Consider the following 25,461-nt stretch of genomic DNA (forward strand, 5'->3'; position numbering starts at 1 on the left):
GTAGGTTCGAGTCCTACTCGGGGAGTTTTAATTTAATATCTGGCCCCATGGTCAAGCGGTTAAGACATCGCCCTTTCACGGCGGTAACACGAGTTCGAATCTCGTTGGGGTCATTTATGGCGACATAGCCAAGTGGTAAGGCGTGGGTCTGCAACACCCTGATCACCAGTTCAAATCTGGTTGTCGCCTCTGAGGAATCATCGAAAGATGGTTCCTTTTTTTATGCCTGAAAAGCCGTATTTTACAAGGATTTTCGGGATTTCAACTGTTTGATTCGCTGTGAAGTAAGATGGCGCTATCGGATTTTCGCATCTTCTGCTATAATAGAATCATTCAAGAAACGGCATTTTAACATAGCCGCGACAAAATTATTTTATAATATGGAGGAAGCGAAAATGGCAGAAAAATTACAGGAATACAGCCTGACCTGGGAAGTAACGGATGAGATGACGGCAAAGCGAATCGGAAGCGCAGGTTCCCAAATTTTGTCTACTCCGAATATGGTGGCCCTGATGGAGGCGGCAGCGCTGGAACTGGCGAAATCGTATCTGGAGGAAGGACAGACGACGGTCGGAGCGGAGATTCACTGCCGCCATCTGGCGCCGACGCCGGTGGGAATGAAGGTAACAGCGACTGCAAAACTCCGCAGCATTGAGCGCCGGAAAATGTGGTTTGATATTGAAGTAAACGATGAGAAGGGCAAATGCGGCGAAGGGTCCCATCTGCGGATCATGGTAAATTCAAAGGCGATGAGCGACAAGGCAGCGAGCAAGGCGGAATAAGGAGTATCAGGTTTAAGTATCATGCACGGATTTTGCCGTTCTGGAATAAGGGGGAGCGGCAAAATCAGTTTGTGGTATGCCATGCGTGTGAATAGAGATAAAGAAAGGTTACTGGTCACGTGTGTGTGCAGTAACATAGAAAGAGAGGCAGCGGTGCGGACAGAAACGATAGGGTGGATCATTGGCATTTTGATTGCGGCAGCGCTTGTCTGGTGGATTTACCGCAAAATAAAGAGGAAAATACGGCAGCTGGCGAGTACGCCGGAGGTACAGGTGTTTCGGTATGTGGCAAAGCATTTATCGGAAGGTGATTTGACGCAGCCAGACGCATCCAAACCGCGTTCGCTGGCGGGAATGGACCGGCTGTGCCTGCCGCAGATTGCAAAAGATTTCCCGGAGTTTAACTGGAGCGAGTGGAAGACTCAGATCGAGACAGAATTGAGAAAAAAACTGGAAAAAGAGTATCAGAAGGTACATATCCACCGGACGGTCATCAGCCGCTATCAGAAGGAAAAAGGACTCTGCCGGATTCTGTGTGAGTCGGCGGTCGAGTATGAGGAAATGACTGAATATGAGAAAACGCCTGAGATGCAGTCAGAACTGCATTCGAATCTGATTCAGACAGTTTATGAGACGGAACTGGTGTATGTCTATGAGGATGCGAAAACAGCAGGGGCAGCGGTTTCGCTTATCTGTCCAAACTGCGGTGCACCGATTCAGAAGCTGGGGTTGAAAAAGTGTGAATATTGTGGTTCCGTGTTGGAAGTCCAGAATAAGAAGGCGTGGAGACTGCTGGAGATGCGGGAAAAGTAAGCGGGTGATCTCACGGTAGAATCCGGTGATGGGGAGAGAATGCTCCCAGATAAATTGCAGAAGAGTTTTATATGGGGGCAGGAGCTTCCTGATGGCTGCCGCGAAAGCGGACAACCATGCAGGTAGTTTCCTGCCATTTGTCTGTGCCCGGAACGGAGGGAGCTTTCAGCGAAATGCCGACACCAACCGTTCCAAGCCAGACCGCTGTTTCCGTCAGAGGCTTGTTGAACTGGCGGATGGAAGTTTTAAGATCCAGATGGGAATGCAGCATTTATTCTGTTTCAACTGGATGTAAATTCATAACCAGCTTTTCCGGATGCCGCCTAATCCACCGCAATGCAATCAGGCAGATGGCAACGGAGATGAGAGATCCGATCGGCGCTGCGAGTCCCATCGGATACAGTGTTTCTGGGAAATAGCGGCAGGCAAGCCATGCCAGCGGGATGCGCGCTACCACGATCGAGATGCAGTTGTGCAGGAACGACAGCCCGGACAGTCCGCAGGCGCAGAAGAAACCGCTGCAGCAGAAATGGATACCGGCGATCATGCAGTCCAGCACATAGCTCTTCATATACTGGGTTCCGAGCCGGACAACCTCTGCCTCATCAGTAAAGAGGGAGACGGCGGCACCGGCAGCAAACTGCATGGCAATTGCGATGATCAGCCCGAAAGAAAATGTGATGCAGATCGCGTAGCGCAGCGTCTGACGGGCACGCTCAGGTTTTCCGGCGCCCAGGTTTTGAGCGGAGAGGGCGGAAACCGTGGAGAGAAGCGAGGATGGAACCAGAAACAGGATTCCGATCAGCTTTTCAACGATTCCGACCGCCGCCGCATCATTTAATCCGCGCTGGTTGGCAAACATGGTAATAACCAGAAAAGAAACCTGTATAAAGCCGTCCTGAACTGCAACTGGGATTCCGACCTGCAGGATGGAGGCTATGGTAGTCTTATGTGGATGGAGGTCACGGAGACGAAAACCCGGAAACATCCGTTTTTTAATGATTACGACCAGGGCGATCAGGACACTGCACATCTGTGACAGGGTCGTGCCGAGCGCCGCGCCGGACGGACCGAGCGAAAACACGCCCATTAAAAGGTAATCAAGCGCAATATTGATAATACAGGCGATTGCAACGAAATACATCGGACTTTTGGAGTCGCCCATGCCGCGGAAAATAGAGCTGATGATATTGTAGGCGGTGATGAACGGGATGCCGGCAAAGCAGATCATCAGATATGCCGCGGTGCCGTTTACCGCTTCCTCCGGGACAGACAGGAGCCTGATAATGCCGTGAACCGCCGTCAGCAGAAGTCCGGTCAGAAGAATGGACAGACCTGCAAATAAGGAAATCGTGTTACCGATGCCGCGCGCCGCAAGCTTCCGGTCACCCGCGCCGACCGCGCGTCCGATGAGAACCGTTGCGCCCATCGCCAGACCAACGATCATAACCGTCAGCATATGCATGACCTGACTGCCGACCGAGACCGCCGTCGTCCCATCCACGCCTCCAAACTGCCCGATAATAAACAGATCTGCCATGCCGTAGAGTGTCTGCAAAAAATAAGATAACAAGTATGGCAAGGAGAAATAGATAACTGTTTTCAGCACACTGCCGGAGGTGAGATTCTTTTCCATGAATAAATCCTCGTCTTTCTGGTAAAAATAGATGACTCTGCCGTCGGCCGTCAGAAAGAAAACGCCGCATAAATCATTTTCTGAGTATAGTTTATCAGAAATAACTATAATGTCTACAATAATTATAGAGTCAAGGGAAGAAAATCCTTGTTTTTAAGTAGGAAATTTGTGGTATAATATGAGCACTTAGCGAGGTGTTTTCGAGCTTAGTGCGAGTCATACCTAAATACTTAATGAAGCCAAGCCAAAGGCGATAGCTGAATTTAGTATTTATGGTATAATATGAGAAGGCAAATAAAACCCACTTTGATTTTACACAGGAGGTTTCATGAGTTTAGAGTTTAAAAAAATTGAAGTTAACAGTATCCAGGAGATGCTTCCGTTTTACGCGATGCGCCACAATATGACGTGCGACAGCGTATTTCTGGAGAGCTATGTCTGGAAAGATTATTATAATGTCCGCTATGCAATCTGGGAAAATAAGGCGCTTTTATGGCTGATGGAGAATGAAGGACGTTGTTTTTCCGCGATGCCGCTGTGCCGGGAGGAAGACCTGCCGGGGGCGTTTGCGGCGATTGAGGAGTATTTTAATGAAGAACTGGGATATCCGCTGGTTATCAATCTGGCGGATGAGTATGCAGTGAAATATTTAAATCTGCCGGAGGACAAATATCTGGTGGAAGAGCAGGTCGATTCGAGGGATTATCTCTACAACGGCGACGCGATGCGTTCCCTGGCGGGAAAGAAACTGCATAAGAAGAAAAACCGCGTCAACGCATTTAAGCGCGAATATGAGGGGCGCTATGAGTACCGCCGTCTGTGTTGTTCGGACAGCCACGATGTCTGGGTTTTTCTGGACCGCTGGAGACAGCAGAAGGGCGAGGAGGTCGAGGAACATCTCGATTATGAGGTAAAGGGCATTCATGATATTCTGAAAAATTGTTCAGAATTCAGCATCCACATGGGCGGCGTGTATATCGACGGTCAGATGGAGGCATTTACGATCGGAAGCTACAATCCGGTGGAACATATGGCGGTTATCCATATTGAGAAGGCAAACCCGGAGATCAACGGTCTGTACCAGTTTATCAACCAAGAGTTCCTGATAGAGGAATTTCCTGAGGCTGAGTGGGTCAACCGCGAGGACGATATGGGCTTAGAGGGACTCCGGAAGGCGAAAATGACGTATTATCCGGCGGATTATGCACGCAAATATCTGGTAGAACAGCTGTTAAACGGCAGCAAGGGCTATCACTGGGCGGAGCAGATCGCCAATACGACGGCGGGAAGTGTGCTGACGTATCTGGATGCGGAGGATAAGGACGAGACGAAGCATCTCTGGCATATGTGTTTCCCGGAAGATTCGGAGAGTTTTATCGAGTATTATTATAAGGAAAAGACGAAGGATAACGAGATTCTGGTGAAAAAGGATAATGGACTTCTGATTTCGATGGTGCAGTACAATCCGTATGCGGTGAAGCTGCGTGGACGCCTCTGGAAGCTCGATTATCTGGTCGGAGTAGCAACCGAGGAGAGCCGCCGCCGCGAGGGACATTTCCGGGACGTATTTGTGAAAATGCTTCACGACGAGGAGGCAGCCGGAAAGCCGATCACGTATCTGGTTCCGGTCAACCCGGCTGTGTATGCACCGATGGGATTTACCTTCATCGGAAATGTGGCATCCTATGAGCTGACCGAGGAGGCGAAACAGACGCTGACGCGCACGGTGTGCCAGGATACGCCGGAGGACTGCGGGCGGGCTGCCGTCTATATGGAACAGTGGCTGGGCGCACGGTATGAGATGTATACGCGCCGGGATGCGGCGTATGTGAGCCGTCTCATCAAGGAGCTGGCTTCTGAAAATGGCACGTTGGAATTCCTGGAACAGGACGGCAGGCTGGTTGGCCTGGATGCCTACTGGGGCTGGGAAGTCCGTGAACATCGGCTTTTGTATGCGGAGGACGCATACACGGTCAAGACGGGCGAGAAGCCGTGGAATATGGCGCGCCTGACGAATATCGGGGCGCTGCTGGCGGCATTTGGCTTAAAACAGGCAGAGCAGCAGGGAGAAGAAAAACGTATGCTCACACTGGGCATCCGTATGAATGATCCGATTCTGGAAATGAACAACGGTGAGTTTGTCTGGACGATTGGGGAGACAGGTTCCAGCCTGAAGGCGCGGAAACCGGAGCCGGATACCTGCGGCTGCACGGAAAATGTTTCCATATGGCTGGAGACGAAGCCGGAAGAGCTGGTGAGCTGGCTGTTTGGCTGCCGGAAAGCGGAAGAAATCTGGGACGGACAGCTTGAAAATAAGGGGCTGGCAGAGATTCTGGCACAGGTGGATACGGTGAACGGCGTGTATCTGGATGAGATCGTGTAGAGTGCGTGCTGTAATTGTATAGGATAGAGAATGTGCTGATTTCATGTAAACTAATAGCAACCGCTTTTATGTTTTCAGAAAAAGGAGAGGAGAGTGCGTCAGATGGGAGAGACAGACACATTAAAAAAATGGATTAATGAGTCAAATTATATTGTATTTTTTGGCGGGGCGGGTGTTTCGACCGAGAGCAATATCCCGGATTTTAGAAGCACGGACGGGCTGTACCATCAGGAGTATGACTATCCGCCGGAAACGATTTTAAGCCACAGCTTTTATATGAGAAAGCCAGAGGAATTTTACCGGTTTTACCGCAATAAGATGCTGTTCCCGAATGCAAAGCCGAACCGGGCGCATCTGGCGCTGGCGAAGCTGGAGCAGGAAGGAAAGCTGAAAGCGGTTATTACCCAGAATATCGACGGGCTGCACCAGGCAGCAGACAGCAAAGAGGTGCTGGAGCTGCACGGATCGGTGCTCCGCAACCATTGTACGCGCTGCGGCAGGTTTTACGGATTGGATGATATTTTGAAGATGAAGGGCGTGCCGAAGTGCGGCTGCGGCGGCGTGATCAAGCCGGATGTCGTGCTGTATGAGGAAGGACTGGACAATGAGGTAATTGAGCGGTCAATTGCCCATATCCGCAAGGCAGATATGCTGATCATCGGCGGCACCTCGCTGGTGGTGTACCCGGCAGCGGGGCTGATTGATTATTATCATGGAAATAAACTGGTTCTGATCAATAAATCAGCGACCTCGCGCGATGGTCAGGCGGATCTGGTTATCAGCGACAGCATCGGGAAGGTGCTGGGGGACGCGGTCGGAGTATAAGGTAGTAACAGGGGAGAGAGGAAATGGTATACGAGGTTGGAGATATTGTAAAACTCAAAAAGCCGCACCCGTGCGGCAGCCATGAGTGGGAGATCCTGCGGGTCGGCGCGGATTTCCGTTTGAAATGTGCCGGCTGCGGGCATCAGGTGATGATGGCACGACCATTGGTAGAAAAGAGTACCAGAGGACTGAAAAAAGCGGGAGAGAAGTCCGAATAAGAGCGGCGGGTGGGCGTACAGATGCAGGCAGCTTCATGATCTGGCAGTCAGTAAAAGAATGCAGTAAGAAGGGGCAGAAAGCCCGGAAAAAACGAGAAAATTTACATAGAAAATCTCGAAAAAGTGCTTGCCAAGCCGTTCCTTTTTTGGTATCATAGATATTCGGTAATATATAACACAAAAATCCTTACTCCCTGCTGGAGTCAGGGGGTCAGTGACCACAAGGAGGTAAGAAAGAGCATGAACAAATATGAATTAGCAGTTGTTCTTAGCGCAAAACTCGAGGACGAAGAGAGAGCCGCAGCGATGGAGAAAGTAACAGGTTACATCACACGTTTCGGCGGTACAGTAACTGACATTGATGAATGGGGCAAGAAGAGACTTGCTTACGAGATTCAGAAAATGAAAGAAGGATTCTACTACTTCGTACATTTCGAGTCTGATTCCGTATGCCCGAATGAGGTGGAGAACCACATCCGCATCATGGAGCCGGTTATCAGATACTTATGCGTAAGACAGGATGCGTAAGAGTAGATAAAGAAAGAGTGATCGTATGAATAAAGTAATTCTGATGGGCAGATTAACGAGAGATCCGGAAGTGAGATACTCTCAGGGCGAGAGAGCTATGGCAATCGCCAGATACACGCTGGCAGTAGACCGCAGAGGCCGCAGAGGCGGAAACGGAGACGACAGCGCACAGACAGCGGATTTCATTCCGTGTGTTGCATTTGACAGAGCAGGCGAATTCGCTGAGAAGTATTTTCATCAGGGAACCAAGCTCGTAGTAACCGGAAGAATTCAGACTGGCAGCTATACCAATCGTGACGGCCAGAAAGTATATACGACAGAAGTGATTGTAGAGGATCAGGAATTTGCAGAGAGCAAGAATGCGGCATCTGGCAACAGCGACGGCGGTTACCGTCCGGCAGAGCGCCCGGCTCCGTCCAGCGCAATCGGCGATGGATTCATGAATATTCCTGATGGAGTAGAAGACGAAGGCCTTCCGTTCAACTAGGTTCGGGAATCGGTCCCCCGGCGGACGGAGTGCGCGAGAGCGCCATCAGGCTGATGTGTGTGAAGGAGGAAAGACCAATGGCATTCAATAAAGGCGATAAAACAGACGCTTCCAAGATCAGAAGAGGCGGTATGCGTAGAAGAAAAAAAGTTTGTGTATTCTGCGGCGAGAAGAACGGCGAAATCGATTACAAAGATACAAATAAATTAAAAAGATACGTATCCGAGAGAGGAAAAATCCTTCCGAGACGTATCACTGGCAACTGTGCTAAACATCAGAGAGCTCTGACTGTAGCTATCAAGAGAGCAAGACATCTGTCCCTGATGCCGTATGTTTGCGAGTAATCCTTGTAAAATAAGGTTTTTTTAAGGGTAAAAGAAGATTTTTACTCAAATTTCACTCAATTATTGAGGATAAAAATGATTGGGATTCCATGTGAGAGATCATGTGGGATCCCTTTTTGTATAATAGGAAATTCCATGGAATTCCCTATTACACAAAAAGACAAATTTCAAAAATAAGTGCTTTACAAAGACACTTTAGTATGCTAATATGGTAGCATATTAAAAAGCGAGACGGAAACCGGCAAAGGGAGAACGGCTTCCACTGTCTGAAAATGAGGAGGACACTAATTATGAAAAAGAGATTTGTGAGCGCAGCGCTGGCTGCAGTAATGGCACTTTCCATGACCGCATGTGGCAGCAGCAACAGCGCAGCAGAGACAACCGCAGCAGACACAGAGGCGGCTGAGAGCCAGGCAGAGGAAACCACCGCAGAAGAGGCGAAGACAACCGACGGCGGCACTCTGATTGTTGGCTTCGATCAGGATTTCCCGCCGATGGGATTTGTAGGCGATGACGGCGAGTACACCGGATTTGACCTGGAGCTGGCACAGGAAGTTGCAAAACGTCTGGGTCTGGAATATAAGGCACAGCCGATTGCCTGGGATTCTAAAGATATGGAGCTTGAGTCCGGCAATATCGACTGCATCTGGAATGGATTTACGATGACAGGTCGTGAGGATGATTACACCTGGACTGAGCCGTACATGGCAAACCAGCAGGTATTTGTCGTAGCCAATGATTCGGATATCAACAGCCAGGCGGATCTGGCAGGCAAGATCGTAGAGGTTCAGGCAGATTCTTCCGCAGAGGCAGCTTTAAAAGAGGCACCGGAACTGACCGCTACTTTCAAGGAGCTTCTGACAACCGCTGATTACAACACCGCATTCATGGATCTGGAGCAGGGCGCCGTTGATGCCATTGCGATGGACGTAATCGTAGCAGGCTATCAGATTCAGCAGAGAAACGCTGATTTCAAGATTCTGGACGATTCCCTTTCTGAGGAAGAATACGGCGTAGGCTTCAAGAAGGGCAACACCGAGTTAAGAGATAAAGTTCAGAGCACTCTGGAAGAGATGGCAGAGGATGGAACCTTACAGGAAGTTTCTGAGAAATGGTTTAGCAAGGACGTAACTACCGTCGGCAAATAGTAATTAATCGTTGATTGTAAAAACGAAACATTATTAAATAATAGGAATAGGGACGGCTGTGAATGATTTCATGGCAGTCCCCATTCGCGGTTTATGTGTTTAACTGTGAAGTCACAGCACATTCCGTTACCGGGCACGTATGCGTGAACAGTAACGAATCTACATTTTAGAAAGCAGGTATGGAATAATTATGGGTAAGATGACACTCCAGCAGATGATTACACAGCTTGCGGGTGGTATGGCAGTCAGCACACAGATTTTTGTGATCACACTGCTATTTTCACTTCCGTTAGGACTCGTGATCGCGTTCGGGCGTATGTCGAAGAACAAGCTGATCCAGACGATTGTAAAAGTATATATTTCGATTATGCGAGGCACGCCGCTGATGCTGCAGCTCATGGTGGTGTATTTTGGACCGTATTATCTGTTCCGCATCAAAGTCGGCAGCAGTTACCGTCTGTGGGCTACCTTCATCGGTTTTGTCATTAACTATGCGGCATATTTTGCCGAGATTTACCGCAGCGGCATCCAGTCGATGCCGGTCGGACAGTATGAGGCAGCGGAGATTCTGGGTTATGGAAAGGCACAGACCTTCTTCAAGATCATCCTGCCGCAGGTAATCAAGCGGATTCTTCCGTCGGTGACGAATGAGGTCATCACGCTGGTAAAAGATACGTCTCTGGCGTTTACGTTGAGCGTGGCGGAGATGTTCTCAATCGCCAAGGCGCTGGCGGCATCCCAGACGAATATGATGCCGTTTGTGGCAGCAGCCGTCTTTTACTATATTTTCAATCTGGTTGTGGCAGTTGCAATGGAATGGATTGAGAAAAAGCTGGATTATTACCGATAGAAGCGGGAGGAATGTGGAAAATGAACCTGTTAGAATTAAATCATGTGGAAAAATCATTCGGCGATCTGTCGGTTTTAAAGGATATTTCACTGAGTGTGAGCGAGGGCGAGATCGTGTCCATCATCGGACCGTCCGGCTCGGGTAAATCGACGCTTCTGCGCTGCGCGACGATGCTGGAGACGATGGACCACGGCGAGATCGTATATTTAGGAAAGAGAGCAGCCTGGACGGGCGCGGATGGCAAGGTCAGCTATGCGGATAAGAAGGACATGAAGGAGATCCGTAGCCAGTACGGTCTGGTATTCCAGAATTTTAACCTGTTTCCGCACTATTCTGTGCTGAAAAATATCACAGACGCGCCGATCCATGTGCAGAAGCGCGACAAGGAGACGGTTTATAAAGAGGCGCGCGAGCTTCTGAAAAAAATGGGTCTGGAGGATAAGGAGGACTATTATCCGTACCAGCTCTCCGGCGGTCAGTGCCAGCGTGTGGCGATCGCCCGTGCATTGGCACTGAATCCGAAGATTCTGTTTTTCGACGAGCCGACCTCCGCACTAGATCCGGAGCTGACGGGAGAAGTATTGAAGGTTATTAAGTCGTTAGCGGATCTGCACATCGCGATGGTGATTGTTACCCATGAGATGGCGTTTGCGAAAGATATTTCCCACCGCGTGATCTTCATGGCAGACGGACTCATCGTCGAGGAGGGCGCGCCGGAGAAGGTGTTTGCTTCGGATAATGAGAGAACGAAGAGCTTTTTGGGACGGTATGGGAAGATTCTGTAAGAAATAATTAGGAAAATGGAAGATGGGCGTTGCTGGTTTTGGAGTGGAAAATCGGCGACGCCCGTTTTTTATGGGGAAGCATTTTATGGGGAAGCATATAAGTGTTATTTGCAATTTTACAGTAAATGTGATACGCTTTTATCAAGTATTCCGATTTGCGAGGCAGTAGATACCTTTCAAAAAGGAATGGAACAGAAATAATCGAGTGTTCCGGTGATGCTGGAAGTGGTGAAAAGCGATGCTGACGTTTGAGACGGGTCTTGAAGGAAAGGGGAGCGGTTCATGGAGATTCGTATACCCTTTTTGAGATGGATGGAGTCCGCGTCTGCGCGGGCTCTTTTTGATCCATTTGCTCTATAGAAAGGCGGGGCTGGAAAAAGTGGTGCCTGTGGATGGAAGATTTTGCAGGACAGGATCGCAGCATGGTTTTTAGCGGAGATATTTGAAATGGTATCTGTTGTAGAGAAAAATTTGGACAGATAAACAGGAAGATATGAGGGAAAAACATGGAGACAGAATCAAGAGTTGCCGTGATCGGTATTGTGGTCGATCAGACGGGAGATACGGAAGAGTTGAATAAGGTACTGCATCAGTACGGGCAGTATATCGTAGGGCGGATGGGGATTCCTTACCACAAACGGAACGTGAATATTATCAGCGTCGTGATTGACGCGCCGGGTGATGTGATCAGTGCGCTGTCCGGGAAGCTGGGGATGCTGCGGGGGATTTCTTCGAAGGCGCTGTATTCGAAGGCGCCGGAAGCACAGGAATGAAAACGAGGTGACGGAATGGCAGATTTTACACGCGCGGGGCTTCGACCGTCTGACTGGTGGCGGGAGGCGGTCCGTCCAGGCGCTGAACAGATAGAAACGATTACAGAATTAAAGAGATTGATTGACCGTCTGGAAGCGGGGGAGTCCCTGACGGAGGATGAGTGGGTCAGTCTGATCGAGGGACGTTCACCGGAGCTGGCGGACTACCTCTTTGAAAAAGCGCGCTGCATCCGGGAAAGAGAGTACGGAAAAGCGGTGTATGTGCGGGGACTCATTGAGTGCAGCAATTATTGCAAAAACGACTGTCTTTATTGCGGCATCCGAAGGAGCAACCGAAATGCAAGCCGGTACCGCCTGAGTCGGGAGGAGATTCTTTCCTGCTGTGAGAATGGTTATCAGCTGGGATTCCGCACCTTTGTTTTGCAGGGCGGTGAGGATCCGGCGATGACGGACGACTGGGTGATGGAGATGGTGCAGGCGATCCGGGCAGGATTTCCAGATTGTGCGATTACTTTGTCGCTCGGAGAAAAGAAGTATGATACGTTGAAACGCTGGAAAGAGGCAGGGGCGGACCGGTATCTGCTGCGCCATGAGACGGCGGACGCGTGCCATTACGCGAGCCTGCATCCGGCAGAGATGTCATTTGAACACCGGATGCAGTGCCTGGGTGATTTAAAGGCGCTTGGATATCAGACCGGATGCGGTTTTATGGTCGGTTCGCCGCACCAGACGGCGCGCTGTCTGGCGAGAGATATGCGTTTTATCGAAGAACTGGATCCGGAAATGGTGGGAATCGGTCCGTTTATTCCGCAGCATGACACTCCGTTTGGCGGGGAGGCGGCGGGAACGTTGGAAGAGACATTGTTTCTTTTAGGGCTGCTTCGCCTGCTGAAGCCGAAAGTGCTGCTTCCGGCGACGACGGCGCTCGGAACGATTCACCCGATGGGGCGCGAATTGGGGATTCTGGCAGGCGGAAACGTCGTGATGCCGAACCTGTCTCCGGTCGGGGTGCGCGCCAAATATATGCTTTATGACAATAAAATCTGCACGGGAGACGAGGCGGCGGAGTGCGTCAGCTGCATGAAACGGCGCATGGAAAGCATCGGGTACGAGGTAGTCGTCGACCGGGGAGATTATAAGGGGTAAAAGCCTGCGATTTGGTTTGTTGGCATCGAAAGATGCTTACAGATAAATAAACTGACGGGGAAGGAGGCGATTGGCGGCTGGTTATGCTGGCATTTTTGAAATTGAAAATGCCGGAGGAAAACATGGCAGCTATCATCCTGACCTGTAAGAAAAGGAGAAGAGACTATGAGTTACAATTACAACCCATCATCCAAAAAGGCAGAGGAATTTATCAACCATGAGGAAATTTTAGAGACTCTTTCCTATGCCGAGAAGAACAAAAACAATGTGGAACTGATCGATCAGATTCTGGCGAAGGCGCGGCTTCGAAAAGGGCTGAGCCACCGCGAGGCGGCAGTGCTTCTTGACTGCGAGATCCCGGAAAAGGTGGAGGAGATCTTTGAGCTGGCGCGCCAGATCAAGCAGGATTTCTACGGAAACCGGATCGTCATGTTTGCGCCGCTGTATCTGTCGAATTACTGCGTGAATGGCTGCGTGTACTGTCCATATCACATGAAAAACAAGCACATTGCCAGAAAGAAGCTGACGCAGGAGGAAATCCGCCGGGAGGTAATTGCGCTTCAGGATATGGGACATAAACGTCTGGCGCTGGAGACGGGCGAGGATCCGGTCAACAATCCGATTGAATATGTGCTGGACAGTATCAAGACAATTTACAGTATCAAGCATAAAAACGGGGCGATCCGCCGGGTCAATGTCAATATTGCGGCGACGACGGTGGAGAATTACCGGAAGCTGAAAGAGGCGGGAATCGGAACGTACATCCTGTTCCAGGAGACGTACCATAAGGAGAGCTATGAGCGCCTGCATCCGACGGGACCAAAGCACAATTACTGTTATCACACGGAGGCGATGGACCGCGCGATGGAGGGCGGTATCGACGATGTAGGAATCGGCGTTTTATTTGGTCTGGAGTTGTACCGGTATGAATTTGCAGGACTTTTGATGCACGCGGAACATCTGGAGGCAGTTTTTGGTGTTGGTCCGCACACCATCAGTGTGCCGCGCATCCGCCGGGCGGACGATATCGACCCATCGACCTTTGACAACGGCATCAGCGACGATATTTTTGAGAAGATCGTAGCCTGCATCCGGGTGGCAGTTCCGTACACGGGCATGATTATCTCAACAAGAGAGAGCAAAGCCTGTCGGGAGCGGGTGCTGCGGCTGGGCGTATCGCAGATCAGCGGCGGTTCCCGCACCAGTGTCGGCGGATATGCAGAGGAAGAGCCGGAGGAGGAAAATTCGGCGCAGTTCGATGTGAGCGACAACCGGACACTCGACCAGGTGGTCCGCTGGCTGATGGAATTAGGCTATATCCCAAGCTTCTGTACGGCGTGCTACCGGGAAGGACGGACGGGCGACCGCTTTATGAGCCTGTGCAAGAGCGGGCAGATTCAGAACTGTTGTCATCCGAATGCGCTGATGACGCTCAAGGAGTATCTGGAAGATTATGCGGCGCCGGGGACGAAAGAGATTGGAGAGAAGCTGATTCAGGCGGAGATCGGTTCGATTCCGAAAGAAAAAGTGCAGGAGATCGTGAGAAAAAATCTGGTTGAAATTGAAAAGGGGCAGCGGGATTTCAGGTTTTAACTAAATCAGGAGGATCAAAATGGGAATGAATGAGACGCCGTCCGGCGAGCGGGTACATATCGCGTTTTTTGGACGGAGAAATGCGGGAAAATCGAGTCTGGTCAATGCGGTGACCGGGCAGGAGCTGGCGATCGTGTCGGACATCCGGGGGACGACGACCGATCCGGTCTATAAATCGATGGAGCTTCTGCCGCTCGGTCCGGTGGTTATCATCGACACGCCTGGAATCGACGATGAGGGCGAGCTGGGCTTAAAGAGAGTTGGCAAGACTCGTCAAGTCTTAAATAAGGCGGATCTGGCAGTCCTGGTGGTGGATGCGGTGGAAGGAATCAGCAGCTGGGAAGAAGAGATGATCCGGCTGTTTGAGAAGAAGGAAATCCCGTATCTGGTGGTTTACAATAAGATGGATTTGCTGACGGGAAAATCGGAACAGGAATCTGCTGTGAAACATACCGCCTATGTGAGTGCCCGGACGAGAGAAGGAATCCAGCAGTTAAAAGAGCAAATGGCACGCCTTATGTCGCAGGAGACGGATGAAAAACGGCTGGCGGCTGATTTAGTAAAGCCGCTTGATACGGTAATTCTGGTTGTTCCGATTGACAAGGCGGCGCCGAAGGGGCGGCTGATTCTGCCGCAGCAGCAGGTCATCCGGGATCTGCTGGACATCGGTGCGATGCCGTTTGTCTGCCGGGAAAGTGAACTTTCGGAGACGTTTGCAAAATTGAAAGAAAATCCGGCATTGGTAATCACGGACAGCCAGGTATTTCCGCTGGTAGACCGGCTGACGCCGCCGCAGGTGCGTCTGACTTCCTTTTCCATTTTGTTTGCGCGGTATAAGGGGGATCTGAAACAGGCGGCAGAGGGCGCAAAAGCGCTGGAAATGATACAGGACGGAGATCCGATCCTTATTTCCGAGGGCTGTACGCATCATCGCCAGTGCGGTGACATCGGCACGGAGAAGCTGCCGGCTTGGATCCGTCAGTACACGGGAAAAGCGCCGGAGTTTCATTTTACATCGGGGACGGAATTTCCAGAGGATGTGTCCGGCTATAAGCTGATCGTTCATTGCGGCGGCTGTATGCTGAATGCGCGGGAGATGAAGAGCCGTCTTCGCAGCGCTGTCGATCAGGAGATCCCGATGACCAATTATGGGATTTTGATTGCCTATATGAAGGGAATTTTGAAACGGAGCATGGGGGCACTGGAGCCGATCAGGTAGGAAATTTTTAATGGATTTTTGCGCGTGGCTGTGAAGATACTGAACAGTTACGAAACTTAGAAATAAAGGCTGACAAAGCTGCTGGACGATGGGAATGCCTGTCGGACAGCAGCTTTGTTTCATAGGAAATTCCCTATTACACAAAAAGGCACTAACGTGCCAATGATGCGCACTCGTGCGAAGATGTAGGTTGTCGCAAGCGACCGCGCGAGACGCCCGGATGTGCCAAGGCACATTTTTTTTGCTGCCATGAGTCTGGAAAATAGCTGGAGAATATCTGGAAAAATGCAGGTTTTTTGGATTTAGCAGATGCCAGAATGTAAACTATATCAATTTGTCATGTTGACATTTAAAAATCAACGGTTTATAATAGCGAAAGTTAGCTAAATGAGAAAAATGGGATATTTTTGAATTTGACCGAAGGATAACTAGAGAAAAAGTGTTTTGATTTTGATAAGGAGTAGAAGATATGAGTTTACAACTGGCAGAAGATATTATAAAAGGACGCCGTCTGAAACGGGGCGAGGATTTAAGCTTTTTATTGAGTGAGGATCTGGATGAGCTCTGTGCGGGGGCTGATAAAATCCGAAAGGAGCTCTGCGGCAACCATGTGGATCTGTGTTCTATCATTAATGGACGAAGCGGACGCTGCGGCGAGGACTGCAAGTTTTGCGCGCAGTCAGCCTGTCATCATGCGAAGGTGGAAGAATATCCATTTCTGGAGCCAGAGGAGATTCTGGAGGACTGCAAGCGTCATGAGGCGAAGAAGGTACATCGTTACTCCATCGTGACGGCGGGACGTGCGCTGACGGGAGCGGAGATGGAGAAGGCGCTTCGGGCATACCGCGCTATGAAGAAGGAATGTAAGGTAGAGCTCTGCGCCTCCCACGGACTTCTGTCACAGGAAGATTTCAACCGCCTGAAAGAGGCGGGCGTGGGACGGTATCATGCTAATATTGAGACTTCCCGGAGAAATTTCCCGAATATCTGTACCACACATACATTTGAGGACAAGCTGGAGGTCATCCGGCGTGCGCAGGCGGCAGGACTTTCCGTTTGTTCCGGCGGTATCATCGGCATGGGAGAAACCTGGGAAGACCGGATCGACATGGCAATCACGCTGAGCGAGCTTGGAATCAAGTCAATTCCGCTCAATATCCTGCGTCCGATTCCGGGCACGCCGCTGGAACATCAGGCAGCGCTTTCGGAGGATGAGATCCTGCGGACGATTGCTATTTTCCGCTATATCAATCCGACTGCGATGGTCCGTTTGGCAGCAGGACGAAATTCAATGGAACATTCCGGCGAACGGGCATTCCGCTCCGGCGCGAATGCAGCCATCACCGGAGATATGCTGACAACCTCCGGAAACCGCATCAGCGAGGACCAGGAGATGCTGGCAGCGATGGGTTTCACATTATAAAAAAGGAGCATTCATATCATGAGTAAAATACTTTCCGCAGAAGCGGAGCACAGACCTTACTTTACAACCAAACGGATGGCGCTGATTGGCGTGATGACGGCGGTAACCTGTATTCTGGGACCGCTCTCAATTCCGCTTCCATTCAGCCCGGTTCCGATTTCCTTTACGAATCTTGCTATTTATCTGGCGGCATATGTGCTGGGAATGAAAGCTTGCACGATCAGTTACCTGATTTATATGCTGCTTGGCATGGTGGGCATTCCGGTATTTTCCGGATTTACGGCAGGAGTCGGTAAACTGGCAGGACCGACCGGCGGCTATCTCGTCGGATTTATCCTGATGGCGCTGATTGTTGGATTTTTCGTAGATCATTTTCCGGGCAAAGTAGCCCTGCATATCGTAGGCATGGTATTGGGACTGGCAATTTGCTATATTTTCGGAACGGTATGGCTGGCAGGTCAGCTTAACATGACCTTTGTAGCCGGACTGGGTGTGGGCGTTATCCCGTATCTGCCGGGCGATGCAGTCAAAATCATTTTCACAGCTTTGATCGGACCGAAGCTGCGCCGGGAAATTTACCGGTTAGGAGACTAAAAAGCGTTTGGCTGTAAAAACGACAGTTTAGATAAAATGATAATTTAAAATGAAGGCCAGATGGGTGAAAGTGGAATACATAAAACGCTTTCACCCATCTTTTTTGTGAATGAAACGAAGAAGTTAGTTGAAATTTTATAGAAAATAAGAAGAAAAGAGAAAAATAAAAGCAAAAGAAAACAGAAATAATTACATATATGGAATAAGATGCAGAAAAATAAGAAGGATATGCGACTAAACTTGAACAATTTTGAGGCATATGTTATACTAAAGACAGAAAAAGAGGGAGTCCACGGAGGAACAGGGAGGAGGCAGTTGTATGGAGAAAAAGATTATCACTATCAGTCGTGAATATGGAAGCGGAGGTCGTCAGATTGGTCTGACAGCGGCTAAAAAACTGGGAATGGAATTTTATGATAAGGAATTGATCGATGCTGCTGCGAAGGAGATCGGTTTTCCAGCGGAAATTATTGCGGATCGTGAGCAGCGCCTGACAAATAGCCTGCTTTACAATTTCGCGATGGGAACTTTGTATGGACTTTCCTATCCGAAGGAGCCGAAGCTCAGTGAACTGCCATTGACAGAGCAGATCTATGTGGCGCAGAAGAAGGCGATCGAGGAGGCGGCAAAGCGCGGAAGCTGCGTATTCATCGGCAGATGTGCCGATTATATTCTGAAAAGCCGTCCGGATGTACTGCGTGTCTTTGTTTATGCGGATCGTGATATCCGGCTTCGCCGCGCGATTGATGAGTACGGGGATCTGGAAGAGCATATTGATGAATTTATGCACCAGACCGACAAACGCCGCCGGATCTATTATGAAAACTATACGAATCAGCGCTGGGGCGACAGAGAAAACTATGATCTGATGCTGAACAGTGGAGATTTGGGAATTGAGAAGTGCGTGGAGTTGATTTGCCAGGCGGTGAAGTAAAAGAAGAGTGGCATTTATAGTTTCATGCAGTCGATATGAGGATATCTAAGATAACAGATGCAAAGAAGATGATTGAAATTATTTGTAGTTATGTTATCTATATATAAAGGATCTCACCGATAGACGGTTGGACCCTTAAATGATAAGTTAAAAATAACCGCTCAAGTTTGCAGGACCGGGGCGGTTATTTTTGTGTCTTATTACTAGCTCGACCAACTTTATAGTCGAGACTAAAGCATATAAAGCATTTCGTAAAAGATATACGAGCGCAGGTTACTGGGCACGTATGCGTGCACAATAACTAGCACGGCGGCTCTGGTTTGTCAATGGGGGATTGTCTGGACGAATCCCCCTCACTATGCTATAATAAGGGGCATCAAGTCATTTTGGTTGCTTTATCGTTACTGCTCATGGCAGGTATTTTGAAAACCGGCACATGGACAGCAACATTGTATGCACGGGAGAATGAGATGAAAGAAAATATGAAAATACGAGGTCAGCTGCGGACGTATCTGCAGTGGCCGATCATACTGTCGGTATTCCTGTTGGCGGCGAACCTGGCAGTTGGGATTGTGAGCCCGGCTGCCGGTCTTGTGATGTCCGGATTTACGGTTATATATGTGCTGGTGGCACTCTGGCTGTTCATATACCGGAGAAAACGTCTGATGGGCGGACTGGTGGAGTTTTCGGCGGAGTATGCGTGGGTGCAGAAACAGCTCCTCTATGAGATGGCGGTGCCGTATGCCATCGCGGACACAGAGGGACATTTCCTCTGGTTGAACCACTCCTTTTCGGAGATCGTCGGGGAAGATAAAAACTGCCGTAAGAATATCGCGGCGGTCTTTCCGGAACTGACGCGGGAATTTTTGGATGAGATGGACGAAAAAACGAGCGTTCATTCTTCATTTGACGGCAGATTTTACCGGATCGATATCCAGCAGGTGGCGCTGAGCGAGACGGAAGGCATGAAGCTTGGCGCGGTGGACGAGGACAGCGGCGAGATGCTTTTAGTGCTGTATCTCTGCGATGAGACGGAGATTCTGCGCTGCAAGCAGCAGATCAACAATCAGCGTCTGGTGGCGGGACTTATCTATCTCGACAACTACGACGAGGCGCTGGAGAGTGTCGAGGAGGTACGCCGTTCCCTGCTGGTTGCCCTGATTGACCGGAAAATTACGAAGTATTTCATGGCGATGGAAGGTATCGTCAAGAAGCTGGAAAATGACAAGTATCTGTTTGTGATCAAGCAGCAGTACACGAAAGAGATTCAGGAGAGCCGCTTTTCGATTCTGGAGGATGTCAAGACGGTTAATATCGGAAATGATATGGCTGTCACGCTGAGTATCGGTATGGGTATGAATGGCGACAGCTACATCCGCAACTATGAGTATGCGAGAACGGCGATTGATATGGCGCTGGGACGCGGCGGCGATCAGGCGGTTGTCAAGGATGGCACGAAGATCCGCTATTACGGCGGCAAATCGCAGCAGCTGGAAAAAACGACCCGTGTCAAGGCGCGTGTCAAAGCGCATGCGATGCGCGAGCTGATGGATACGAAGGATAAGATGTTGATCATGGGACACAAGATCGGCGATACGGATTCCTTTGGCGCGGCGATTGGTATCTGGCGGATTGCGACCTCTTTTAATAAAAAGGCGCGGATCGTCATCAATGGGGTCAATTCTTCCGTGAAACCGATGATGGCGCGGTTTGAAAACAGCTCTGATTACCCGGAGGATCTGTTCTTAACCGGCGAGGAAGCGGCAGAGTGGGCGGATTCCAACACGATGTTAGTTGTGGTTGATGTCAACCGCCCGAGTATCACGGAGGCACCGGAATTGCTCAAGCAGATCAAAACGATCGTGGTGCTCGACCATCACCGCCAGAGTAGCGAGATCATCGACAATGCGGTGTTATCTTATGTCGAGCCGTATGCGTCTTCGGCGTGTGAGATGGTAGCCGAGGTATTGCAGTATATCGGCGACGACGGCATCAAGATCAAGCCGGCGGAGGCGGATGCGATGTACGCCGGTATCGTGATTGACACAAACAATTTCATGAACCAGGCAGGTGTCCGCACCTTTGAGGCGGCGGCGTTCCTGCGTAGAAACGGCGCGGATGTCGTGCGTGTGAGAAAGCTGTTCCGCGACCGGCTGGAGGACTACCGGGCGAGAGCTGAGGCGATCCAGAAAGCAGAGATTTATCACGGCGCATTTGCGATTTCCGTGTGTCCGTCCGAAGGACTTGAAAGTCCTACTGTGGTTGGTGCACAGGCGGCAAATGAGCTGCTGGATATTGTAGGCATCAAGGCGTCATTTATCCTGACGCAGATGGGCGACACGATCTATTTCAGCGCGCGTTCGATCGATGAGATCAACGTGCAGATTATCATGGAGCGCTTGGGCGGCGGCGGACACCGCACGATTGCGGGTGCACAGCTTAAGGGTGCGACGATCGATGAAGCCAGAGAGAAATTAAAAGATCTCATTACGGATATGATGGAGAAAGGAGAAATATAACGATGGAAGTTGTATTATTAGAGGATGTAAAGGCACTTGGCAAAAAAGGTCAGATTGTAAAGGTAAGCGACGGCTATGGACGCAACTTTATTCTGACAAAGAAACTGGGAATCGAGGCAACACCGAAGAACTTAAATGATCTGAAGCTGCAGAAGGCAAATGAGGCGAAGATCGCGGCAGAGCACCTGGCAGCAGCGAAGGATCTGGCAAAACATCTGGAGGATAAGTCCATCACCCTGTCCATCAAGGCAGGCGAGGGCGGAAAAGCATTCGGCTCTGTTTCTTCCAAGGAGATTGCAAAGGCGATCAAAGATCAGTTAAATCTGGATATTGACAAGAAGAAACTGGTTCTGCCGGAGCCGATTAAGACCTTTGGCACACACGAAGTTCCGATCAAGCTTCACAAAGAAGTAACCGGAAAACTGGCAGTAAAGGTTGTAGAAGCTTAATATGGAGGACTGAATCATGGAGGAAGCCCTGATAAAGCGGGTTCTCCCGCACAGTGTAGAGGCGGAACAGTCAGTCATCGGATCCATGCTTATGGATCGGGAAGCAATTATCGCGGCGTCTGAGATTATCACAGGCGCCGATTTTTACCAGCACCAGTATGGCGTCATGTTTGAGTCGATGGTCGAGCTTTTCAATGAAGGAAAGCCGGTCGATCTGGTGACGCTTCAAAATCGGCTGCGCGAAAAAGATGTTCCGCCGGAGGTCAGCAGTCTGGACTTTGTCCGGGATATCATGACATCTGTGCCGACCTCGGTCAATGTCAAATCGTATGCCAATATCGTGCGGGAAAAGGCAGTCCTGCGCCGTTTGATAAAAGTGAATGAGGAGATTGAAAACCTCTGTTACGGCGGAAGGGACAAGCTGGAGGATATTCTGGCGCACACGGAGAAATCGGTGTTTGACCTGCTCCAGAGCCGCGGAGGCGGAGAGTTTGTGCCGATCCGGCAGGTGGCGTTGAATGTTCTGGAAAAGATTGAGGCGGCGTCGAAGAGCAACAGCACCGTCACGGGTATTCCGACCGGATTTATCGATCTGGATTACCGGACGTCGGGATTCCAGCCGTCCGATTTTATTTTGATTGCGGCGCGTCCCTCGATGGGTAAGACGGCGTTTGTTCTGAATGTCGTCGAGCATGTGGCGGTCAAAAAAGGGCTTCCGTGCATGGTATTCAGCCTGGAAATGTCGAAGGAACAGCTGGTCAACCGTATGCTGTCGATGGAGTCGAATGTCGATTCCCAGAAGCTGCGTACCGGTACGCTGACGGATTCCGACTGGGATGCCGTCGTGGAAGGCATCGGCACGATCGGAAGTTCCAAGCTGATCATCGATGATACGCCGGGTATCTCGATCTCGGAGCTGCGCTCGAAATGCCGCAAGGTGAAGCTGGAGTACGGTTTAAGCCTTGTCATCATCGACTATTTACAGCTGATGAGCGGCAGCGGAAAGAGCGGAGAGAACCGCCAGCAGGAGATTTCGGAGATTTCCCGTTCACTAAAGGCGCTGGCGCGAGAGCTGAATGCGCCGGTTATCTCCCTGTCGCAGCTTTCCCGTGCCTGCGAGACACGTCCGGACCATCGCCCGATGCTTTCGGATCTGCGTGAGTCTGGTGCGATTGAGCAGGATGCCGATGTGGTTATGTTTTTGTACCGTGATGATTATTACAACAAGGATACGGATACGCCGAATATCGCGGAGGTAATCATTGCCAAACAGCGTAATGGTCCGATAGGAACGGTGCAGCTGATGTGGAGACCGGAGCTGACGAAGTTTGCGAATTTGGCGAAATAGGGTCGCTGGGGGACGGGACTGGAGAAAAGGAATGGAAGATGCTTGAATTAATACAGAAATCAGATGTGGCGGATTTAGATACAGTTCGCCATTTTTATCGCGCGTTAGCGGGAACGGAGTTCTGCGCGTGGACGGATGCCTATCCGGGGGAGCCGGAGCTGCAGTCGGATGTTTCAAGAAATTCGCTGTTCTGCATCCGGGATGATGCGTCAGGAGAGATCGCGGGGGTGGTTTCGATCGATGATGATCCGGAGGTAGAGTCAATTCCGTGCTGGTCAAAGGAGCTGCAGCCGTCGGCAGAAATTTCCAGACTGGGTGTGGCGGAGAAGTACCAGAACCGAGGCATCGCACGCGAGCTTCTGGCAGGCGCGATGGAGGAACTTAGAATACGCGGCTGCAAGAGTGCCCATATGCTGGTGGCGAAGGATAATGTGAAAGCGCTGCGGTCGTACGCGAAGCTGGCCTTTGAGAAGGTCGGTGAGTATGTGCTGCAGGGGCATGATTACTGGTGCTTTGAGAAGAAGCTGTAGAATGGAGAGGGGAAATTTAATCCCCTCTTTTTATTTATGTCATTCATTCGCCTTCTACCGTCAGCGAGCTGGCATTTAGCTACGATATGGTAATCGTTCCGATCGATGGTGAAGGAGTTCCGGAACTTGTTTTTTATGTAAATGCTATTCATATTTAGTTTGAACCCCGCATATAGTAGTAGTAAGGTACCGGGGAGGACAAGCAGAATGAATAAGAACAAGCATTACCTGATTTCGGATGCTTCCAGACAGGTGCAGGTGGAGGCTCACGTGCTCCGGTACTGGGAGGACGAGCTGGGGCTTCCGATTCCGAGAAATGAACTGGGGCATCGGTACTATACGGAGTTTCATATCCAGCTGTTCCGTCAGATCAAGCAGTTGAAGGAACAGGGGTACCAGTTGAAAGCCATACGGGGAATCCTCGGAAAAGTGGAAGAAAATCAGAAAACAGAACCGGAAGCGCTTTTGGAAGCGCAGGCACAGGCGGTTTTCCGGGAAACGGGAACAGGAGAGCGTAACATGAGCAGGCAGGAAAATATGGAAATGAAAAAAAATACAGAGGTAGAAAACAAGGAAACAGAACTGCCGCAGGCAGAGGTTTCCCAGCCTCTGGCGGGGGAGAAGATGCGCCAGTTTCAGGAGATCATGAACCAGGTCATCGGGCGTGCGATCGAGGAAAACAGCGAAAAACTGAGCCAGGACGTCAGCTATCTGGTGCATGATAAATTGATGAAGGAGCTGGAATACCTGATGCGGGTCTCTGATGAGCGGGAGGAAGAGCGCTTCAAGCGCCTCGACGAGGTCATCCGCGCGTATCAGCGGGAAAACCAGGGGCGAGCGGAAGCAGCGGCGGCTGCGCCAGGGCGGTTTCCATTTTTCCGGTCCCGTGTAAAGAAAAAGAAATTTGGACGGAATGGGAACAAGATGTGATAAGTTCTGCAAAAGGGCATAAAAAAAACCTGTCGGAAACGACAGGCTTTTTTATGTAGATATTTCGTTTTTGTTTGTGTTTAATTAGCCCTGCTCAATAGCGCCGGTCGGACATACGCCTGCACATGTACCGCAGTCGATGCAGCTGTTAGCGTCGATATCGTATTTGCCATCTCCCTGAGAGATTGCTCCAACTGGACATTCGCCAGCACAGGAACCACAACTTACACAAGAATCAGTAATTACAAATGCCATGATAAAATCCTCCTTTTATATTTATGCGTTTGGCTATATTCTATACTAAAAATGCGAAATATTCAAGGAGAAATTGATGGTTTTCATGTTCTAAAATAAAAGCAATGGAAAAAACCGATTTTTCTGGAAGTCAGTATTCCTACAGGGTCGAGAGCGTTGAGAGCGCGTGCTCCCGGACGATCGTCTCATAATGCTCCTCATAGTATGCCTCAAATGCATTCGGGGCAGCGGCAGTCTTTAATGGTTCGCTGTACTCGGACAGGAGATTGCACAGGCGGTTGAATGCGTCGGTGCTGTCGGCTGTCTGGCGGACAACAAGGTAGTAACGACCATCGGACGGGTGTTTATAAAGCGTGTTCGGTGTTTCGCAGACTGGAGCTGCGATGCGCGCTGCCCGGCAGACCTCGTCGAGGGAGCCGAAAGTAAAAATACGCGCTGCCGGCAGTTTGGAACCTGGCTCTGCATTTTCAGTGGAAGGCGCGTCCGAACCGGTCGGCGGGCTTGCGGCGGTATTTTTGCCATTGTCAGTAAATAGGCTTAAAAGCCCGTCCGCGCCCTCTAAAAGCTCGTTGGCAAGCGCTGTCAGAGGCTCGTCCTCGTTTCCCGGGGAAAAGCGTGAAAAGCGGGTGTCCAGCTCTTCCGGGTCCTCGATCTTGGTAATGATCAGCATGATGCTCTCACTGGAGAGCGGAATTGCTTCCACCATCAGAGGAATATCGTCCGCCTCGAAGCCGACTTCATTCGATGCCTTCTGGATCATTTCATGGAACAGTTTTTTCGCCTTTTCCGTGCCATAGGCGAGTTCGCCCAGATTTAAGTTGCGGGCGCTCAGATCGCTGCTTGTCAGGGTGCAGCGGATCTGGTTTTCGTTGATGCGTTCTATTTTCATGGATTTTCACTTCCTTGTCTTTTGGGTGGTTAAGATACCGAATGCTTCGTGCTTCGCACT

27 protein-coding genes and 2 tRNA genes are annotated in these 25,461 nt (G+C 50.2%); 26 read left to right on the forward strand and 3 right to left on the reverse strand.

Annotated features, from left to right (window positions below):
• The first annotated feature begins 41 nt into the window (after positions 1–41).
• The 5 genes from DXB70_RS13165 to DXB70_RS13185 all read left to right on the forward strand — a co-directional run bounded on the left by DXB70_RS13165 (position 42) and on the right by DXB70_RS13185 (position 1,890).
• Positions 42–113 (forward strand) — tRNA-Glu (locus DXB70_RS13165).
• 5 nt (positions 114–118) lie between these two features.
• Positions 119–189, forward strand: a tRNA-Cys gene (locus DXB70_RS13170).
• 206 nt (positions 190–395) lie between these two features.
• Positions 396–782: a thioesterase family protein gene (locus DXB70_RS13175; protein WP_022358901.1), complete on the forward strand. Its 387-nt coding sequence runs from the start codon at positions 396–398 to the stop codon at positions 780–782.
• Positions 783–935: 153 nt separating this feature from the next.
• Positions 936–1,595, forward strand: a complete 660-nt coding sequence (locus DXB70_RS13180; RefSeq protein ID WP_107001795.1) for a hypothetical protein — start codon at positions 936–938, stop codon at positions 1,593–1,595.
• A gap of 91 nt (positions 1,596–1,686) precedes the next feature.
• Entirely contained in the window at positions 1,687–1,890 is a 204-nt protein-coding gene (locus tag DXB70_RS13185) for a hypothetical protein (protein WP_107001796.1), read from the forward strand.
• Here the strand turns inward: DXB70_RS13185 and DXB70_RS13190 are convergent.
• Entirely contained in the window at positions 1,867–3,231 is a 1,365-nt protein-coding gene (locus tag DXB70_RS13190; RefSeq protein ID WP_118472505.1) for an MATE family efflux transporter, read from the reverse strand. The two genes, DXB70_RS13185 and DXB70_RS13190, sit on opposite strands and share 24 nt — an antisense overlap.
• 328 nt (positions 3,232–3,559) lie before the next feature.
• On the opposite strand from DXB70_RS13190, the gene DXB70_RS14640 reads away from it, so the two are divergent.
• The 21 genes from DXB70_RS14640 (at position 3,560) to DXB70_RS13295 (ending at position 24,257) form a co-directional block, all read left to right on the forward strand.
• Complete coding sequence (locus DXB70_RS14640) at positions 3,560–5,614, forward strand: GNAT family N-acetyltransferase (RefSeq protein ID WP_118673458.1); 2,055 nt, start codon at positions 3,560–3,562, stop codon at positions 5,612–5,614.
• A 102-nt stretch (positions 5,615–5,716) separates the two neighbouring features.
• Positions 5,717–6,439 carry an NAD-dependent protein deacylase gene (locus DXB70_RS13200; protein WP_118673459.1) on the forward strand — a complete coding sequence of 241 codons (723 nt, stop codon included), beginning with the start codon at positions 5,717–5,719 and terminating at the stop codon, positions 6,437–6,439.
• Between the two features lie 23 nt (positions 6,440–6,462).
• Positions 6,463–6,657 (forward strand): DUF951 domain-containing protein, encoded by a 195-nt coding sequence (locus DXB70_RS13205; RefSeq protein ID WP_022358896.1) that lies wholly within the window; start codon positions 6,463–6,465, stop codon positions 6,655–6,657.
• Between the two features lie 240 nt (positions 6,658–6,897).
• Entirely contained in the window at positions 6,898–7,185 is a 288-nt protein-coding gene (gene rpsF / locus DXB70_RS13210; RefSeq protein ID WP_107001800.1) for a 30S ribosomal protein S6, read from the forward strand.
• A 25-nt stretch (positions 7,186–7,210) separates the two neighbouring features.
• Positions 7,211–7,672 carry a single-stranded DNA-binding protein gene (locus DXB70_RS13215; protein WP_022358894.1) on the forward strand — a complete coding sequence of 154 codons (462 nt, stop codon included), beginning with the start codon at positions 7,211–7,213 and terminating at the stop codon, positions 7,670–7,672.
• 77 nt (positions 7,673–7,749) lie between these two features.
• Positions 7,750–8,016, forward strand: coding sequence for a 30S ribosomal protein S18 (gene rpsR, locus DXB70_RS13220; RefSeq protein ID WP_022358893.1), 267 nt, complete (start codon positions 7,750–7,752; stop codon positions 8,014–8,016).
• Between the two features lie 290 nt (positions 8,017–8,306).
• Positions 8,307–9,164, forward strand: a complete 858-nt coding sequence (locus tag DXB70_RS13225) for an amino acid ABC transporter substrate-binding protein (RefSeq protein ID WP_118293963.1) — start codon at positions 8,307–8,309, stop codon at positions 9,162–9,164.
• 199 nt (positions 9,165–9,363) lie between these two features.
• Positions 9,364–10,014, forward strand: coding sequence for an amino acid ABC transporter permease (locus DXB70_RS13230; RefSeq protein WP_333489850.1), 651 nt, complete (start codon positions 9,364–9,366; stop codon positions 10,012–10,014).
• Between the two features lie 20 nt (positions 10,015–10,034).
• On the forward strand, positions 10,035–10,799 hold the full coding sequence (locus DXB70_RS13235) for an amino acid ABC transporter ATP-binding protein (RefSeq protein ID WP_022358890.1): 765 nt from the start codon (positions 10,035–10,037) through the stop codon (positions 10,797–10,799).
• Between the two features lie 506 nt (positions 10,800–11,305).
• A complete protein-coding gene (locus DXB70_RS13240; protein WP_022358889.1) occupies positions 11,306–11,572 on the forward strand; it encodes a TM1266 family iron-only hydrogenase system putative regulator in 267 nt (88 codons plus the stop codon).
• Positions 11,573–11,662: 90 nt separating this feature from the next.
• Positions 11,663–12,718 carry a [FeFe] hydrogenase H-cluster radical SAM maturase HydE gene (hydE, locus tag DXB70_RS13245; protein ID WP_243099973.1) on the forward strand — a complete coding sequence of 352 codons (1,056 nt, stop codon included), beginning with the start codon at positions 11,663–11,665 and terminating at the stop codon, positions 12,716–12,718.
• Positions 12,719–12,883: 165 nt separating this feature from the next.
• The gene (gene hydG, locus DXB70_RS13250) at positions 12,884–14,311 is read left to right on the forward strand and encodes a [FeFe] hydrogenase H-cluster radical SAM maturase HydG (protein ID WP_117796747.1); all 1,428 of its coding nucleotides are present in this window, start codon (positions 12,884–12,886) and stop codon (positions 14,309–14,311) included.
• A 19-nt stretch (positions 14,312–14,330) separates the two neighbouring features.
• Positions 14,331–15,530, forward strand: a complete 1,200-nt coding sequence (gene hydF / locus DXB70_RS13255; protein ID WP_118673461.1) for a [FeFe] hydrogenase H-cluster maturation GTPase HydF — start codon at positions 14,331–14,333, stop codon at positions 15,528–15,530.
• A gap of 469 nt (positions 15,531–15,999) precedes the next feature.
• Positions 16,000–16,953 (forward strand): biotin synthase BioB, encoded by a 954-nt coding sequence (gene bioB / locus DXB70_RS13260; protein ID WP_118472511.1) that lies wholly within the window; start codon positions 16,000–16,002, stop codon positions 16,951–16,953.
• 18 nt (positions 16,954–16,971) lie between these two features.
• A complete protein-coding gene (locus DXB70_RS13265; protein WP_107001806.1) occupies positions 16,972–17,547 on the forward strand; it encodes a biotin transporter BioY in 576 nt (191 codons plus the stop codon).
• Positions 17,548–17,866: 319 nt separating this feature from the next.
• Complete coding sequence (locus tag DXB70_RS13270; RefSeq protein WP_107001807.1) at positions 17,867–18,481, forward strand: cytidylate kinase-like family protein; 615 nt, start codon at positions 17,867–17,869, stop codon at positions 18,479–18,481.
• A gap of 470 nt (positions 18,482–18,951) precedes the next feature.
• Positions 18,952–21,000, forward strand: a complete 2,049-nt coding sequence (locus DXB70_RS13275) for a DHH family phosphoesterase (RefSeq protein WP_118469339.1) — start codon at positions 18,952–18,954, stop codon at positions 20,998–21,000.
• Between the two features lie 2 nt (positions 21,001–21,002).
• Complete coding sequence (gene rplI, locus DXB70_RS13280) at positions 21,003–21,449, forward strand: 50S ribosomal protein L9 (protein WP_022358874.1); 447 nt, start codon at positions 21,003–21,005, stop codon at positions 21,447–21,449.
• Between the two features lie 16 nt (positions 21,450–21,465).
• Positions 21,466–22,797, forward strand: a complete 1,332-nt coding sequence (gene dnaB / locus DXB70_RS13285) for a replicative DNA helicase (protein ID WP_118492760.1) — start codon at positions 21,466–21,468, stop codon at positions 22,795–22,797.
• A gap of 38 nt (positions 22,798–22,835) precedes the next feature.
• Positions 22,836–23,327 (forward strand): GNAT family N-acetyltransferase, encoded by a 492-nt coding sequence (locus DXB70_RS13290; RefSeq protein WP_118673462.1) that lies wholly within the window; start codon positions 22,836–22,838, stop codon positions 23,325–23,327.
• 207 nt (positions 23,328–23,534) lie between these two features.
• The gene (locus DXB70_RS13295; RefSeq protein WP_107001810.1) at positions 23,535–24,257 is read left to right on the forward strand and encodes a helix-turn-helix domain-containing protein; all 723 of its coding nucleotides are present in this window, start codon (positions 23,535–23,537) and stop codon (positions 24,255–24,257) included.
• Positions 24,258–24,341: 84 nt separating this feature from the next.
• On the opposite strand, the gene DXB70_RS13300 is transcribed toward DXB70_RS13295, so the two are convergent.
• Positions 24,342–24,512, reverse strand: coding sequence for a 4Fe-4S binding protein (locus DXB70_RS13300; protein WP_107001811.1), 171 nt, complete (start codon positions 24,510–24,512; stop codon positions 24,342–24,344).
• A 139-nt stretch (positions 24,513–24,651) separates the two neighbouring features.
• Positions 24,652–25,401: an adaptor protein MecA gene (locus tag DXB70_RS13305; protein WP_118673463.1), complete on the reverse strand. Its 750-nt coding sequence runs from the start codon at positions 25,399–25,401 to the stop codon at positions 24,652–24,654.
• Positions 25,402–25,461 lie beyond the last annotated feature (60 nt).

The organism is Clostridium sp. OM05-5BH, assembly GCF_003481505.1.
In the GTDB taxonomy this organism is placed as follows: domain Bacteria; phylum Bacillota; class Clostridia; order Lachnospirales; family Lachnospiraceae; genus Otoolea; species Otoolea fessa.

Excerpts from the sequence above, each read along its gene's own strand:
- DXB70_RS13175 (WP_022358901.1), top strand. The coding sequence starts at position 396 with ATGGCAGAAAAATTACAGGAATACAGCCTGACCTGGGAAGTAACGGAT.
- DXB70_RS13185 (WP_107001796.1), top strand. The coding sequence starts at position 1,687 with ATGGCTGCCGCGAAAGCGGACAACCATGCAGGTAGTTTCCTGCCATTT.
- DXB70_RS13190 (WP_118472505.1), bottom strand. The coding sequence starts at position 3,231 with ATGGAAAAGAATCTCACCTCCGGCAGTGTGCTGAAAACAGTTATCTAT.
- DXB70_RS14640 (WP_118673458.1), top strand. The coding sequence starts at position 3,560 with ATGAGTTTAGAGTTTAAAAAAATTGAAGTTAACAGTATCCAGGAGATG.
- DXB70_RS13200 (WP_118673459.1), top strand. The coding sequence starts at position 5,717 with ATGGGAGAGACAGACACATTAAAAAAATGGATTAATGAGTCAAATTAT.
- DXB70_RS13205 (WP_022358896.1), top strand. The coding sequence starts at position 6,463 with ATGGTATACGAGGTTGGAGATATTGTAAAACTCAAAAAGCCGCACCCG.
- rpsF (WP_107001800.1), top strand. The coding sequence starts at position 6,898 with ATGAACAAATATGAATTAGCAGTTGTTCTTAGCGCAAAACTCGAGGAC.
- DXB70_RS13215 (WP_022358894.1), top strand. The coding sequence starts at position 7,211 with ATGAATAAAGTAATTCTGATGGGCAGATTAACGAGAGATCCGGAAGTG.
- rpsR (WP_022358893.1), top strand. The coding sequence starts at position 7,750 with ATGGCATTCAATAAAGGCGATAAAACAGACGCTTCCAAGATCAGAAGA.
- DXB70_RS13225 (WP_118293963.1), top strand. The coding sequence starts at position 8,307 with ATGAAAAAGAGATTTGTGAGCGCAGCGCTGGCTGCAGTAATGGCACTT.
- DXB70_RS13230 (WP_333489850.1), top strand. The coding sequence starts at position 9,364 with ATGACACTCCAGCAGATGATTACACAGCTTGCGGGTGGTATGGCAGTC.
- DXB70_RS13235 (WP_022358890.1), top strand. The coding sequence starts at position 10,035 with ATGAACCTGTTAGAATTAAATCATGTGGAAAAATCATTCGGCGATCTG.
- DXB70_RS13240 (WP_022358889.1), top strand. The coding sequence starts at position 11,306 with ATGGAGACAGAATCAAGAGTTGCCGTGATCGGTATTGTGGTCGATCAG.
- hydG (WP_117796747.1), top strand. The coding sequence starts at position 12,884 with ATGAGTTACAATTACAACCCATCATCCAAAAAGGCAGAGGAATTTATC.
- hydF (WP_118673461.1), top strand. The coding sequence starts at position 14,331 with ATGGGAATGAATGAGACGCCGTCCGGCGAGCGGGTACATATCGCGTTT.
- bioB (WP_118472511.1), top strand. The coding sequence starts at position 16,000 with ATGAGTTTACAACTGGCAGAAGATATTATAAAAGGACGCCGTCTGAAA.
- DXB70_RS13265 (WP_107001806.1), top strand. The coding sequence starts at position 16,972 with ATGAGTAAAATACTTTCCGCAGAAGCGGAGCACAGACCTTACTTTACA.
- DXB70_RS13270 (WP_107001807.1), top strand. The coding sequence starts at position 17,867 with ATGGAGAAAAAGATTATCACTATCAGTCGTGAATATGGAAGCGGAGGT.
- DXB70_RS13275 (WP_118469339.1), top strand. The coding sequence starts at position 18,952 with ATGAAAGAAAATATGAAAATACGAGGTCAGCTGCGGACGTATCTGCAG.
- rplI (WP_022358874.1), top strand. The coding sequence starts at position 21,003 with ATGGAAGTTGTATTATTAGAGGATGTAAAGGCACTTGGCAAAAAAGGT.
- dnaB (WP_118492760.1), top strand. The coding sequence starts at position 21,466 with ATGGAGGAAGCCCTGATAAAGCGGGTTCTCCCGCACAGTGTAGAGGCG.
- DXB70_RS13290 (WP_118673462.1), top strand. The coding sequence starts at position 22,836 with ATGCTTGAATTAATACAGAAATCAGATGTGGCGGATTTAGATACAGTT.
- DXB70_RS13295 (WP_107001810.1), top strand. The coding sequence starts at position 23,535 with ATGAATAAGAACAAGCATTACCTGATTTCGGATGCTTCCAGACAGGTG.
- DXB70_RS13300 (WP_107001811.1), bottom strand. The coding sequence starts at position 24,512 with ATGGCATTTGTAATTACTGATTCTTGTGTAAGTTGTGGTTCCTGTGCT.
- DXB70_RS13305 (WP_118673463.1), bottom strand. The coding sequence starts at position 25,401 with ATGAAAATAGAACGCATCAACGAAAACCAGATCCGCTGCACCCTGACA.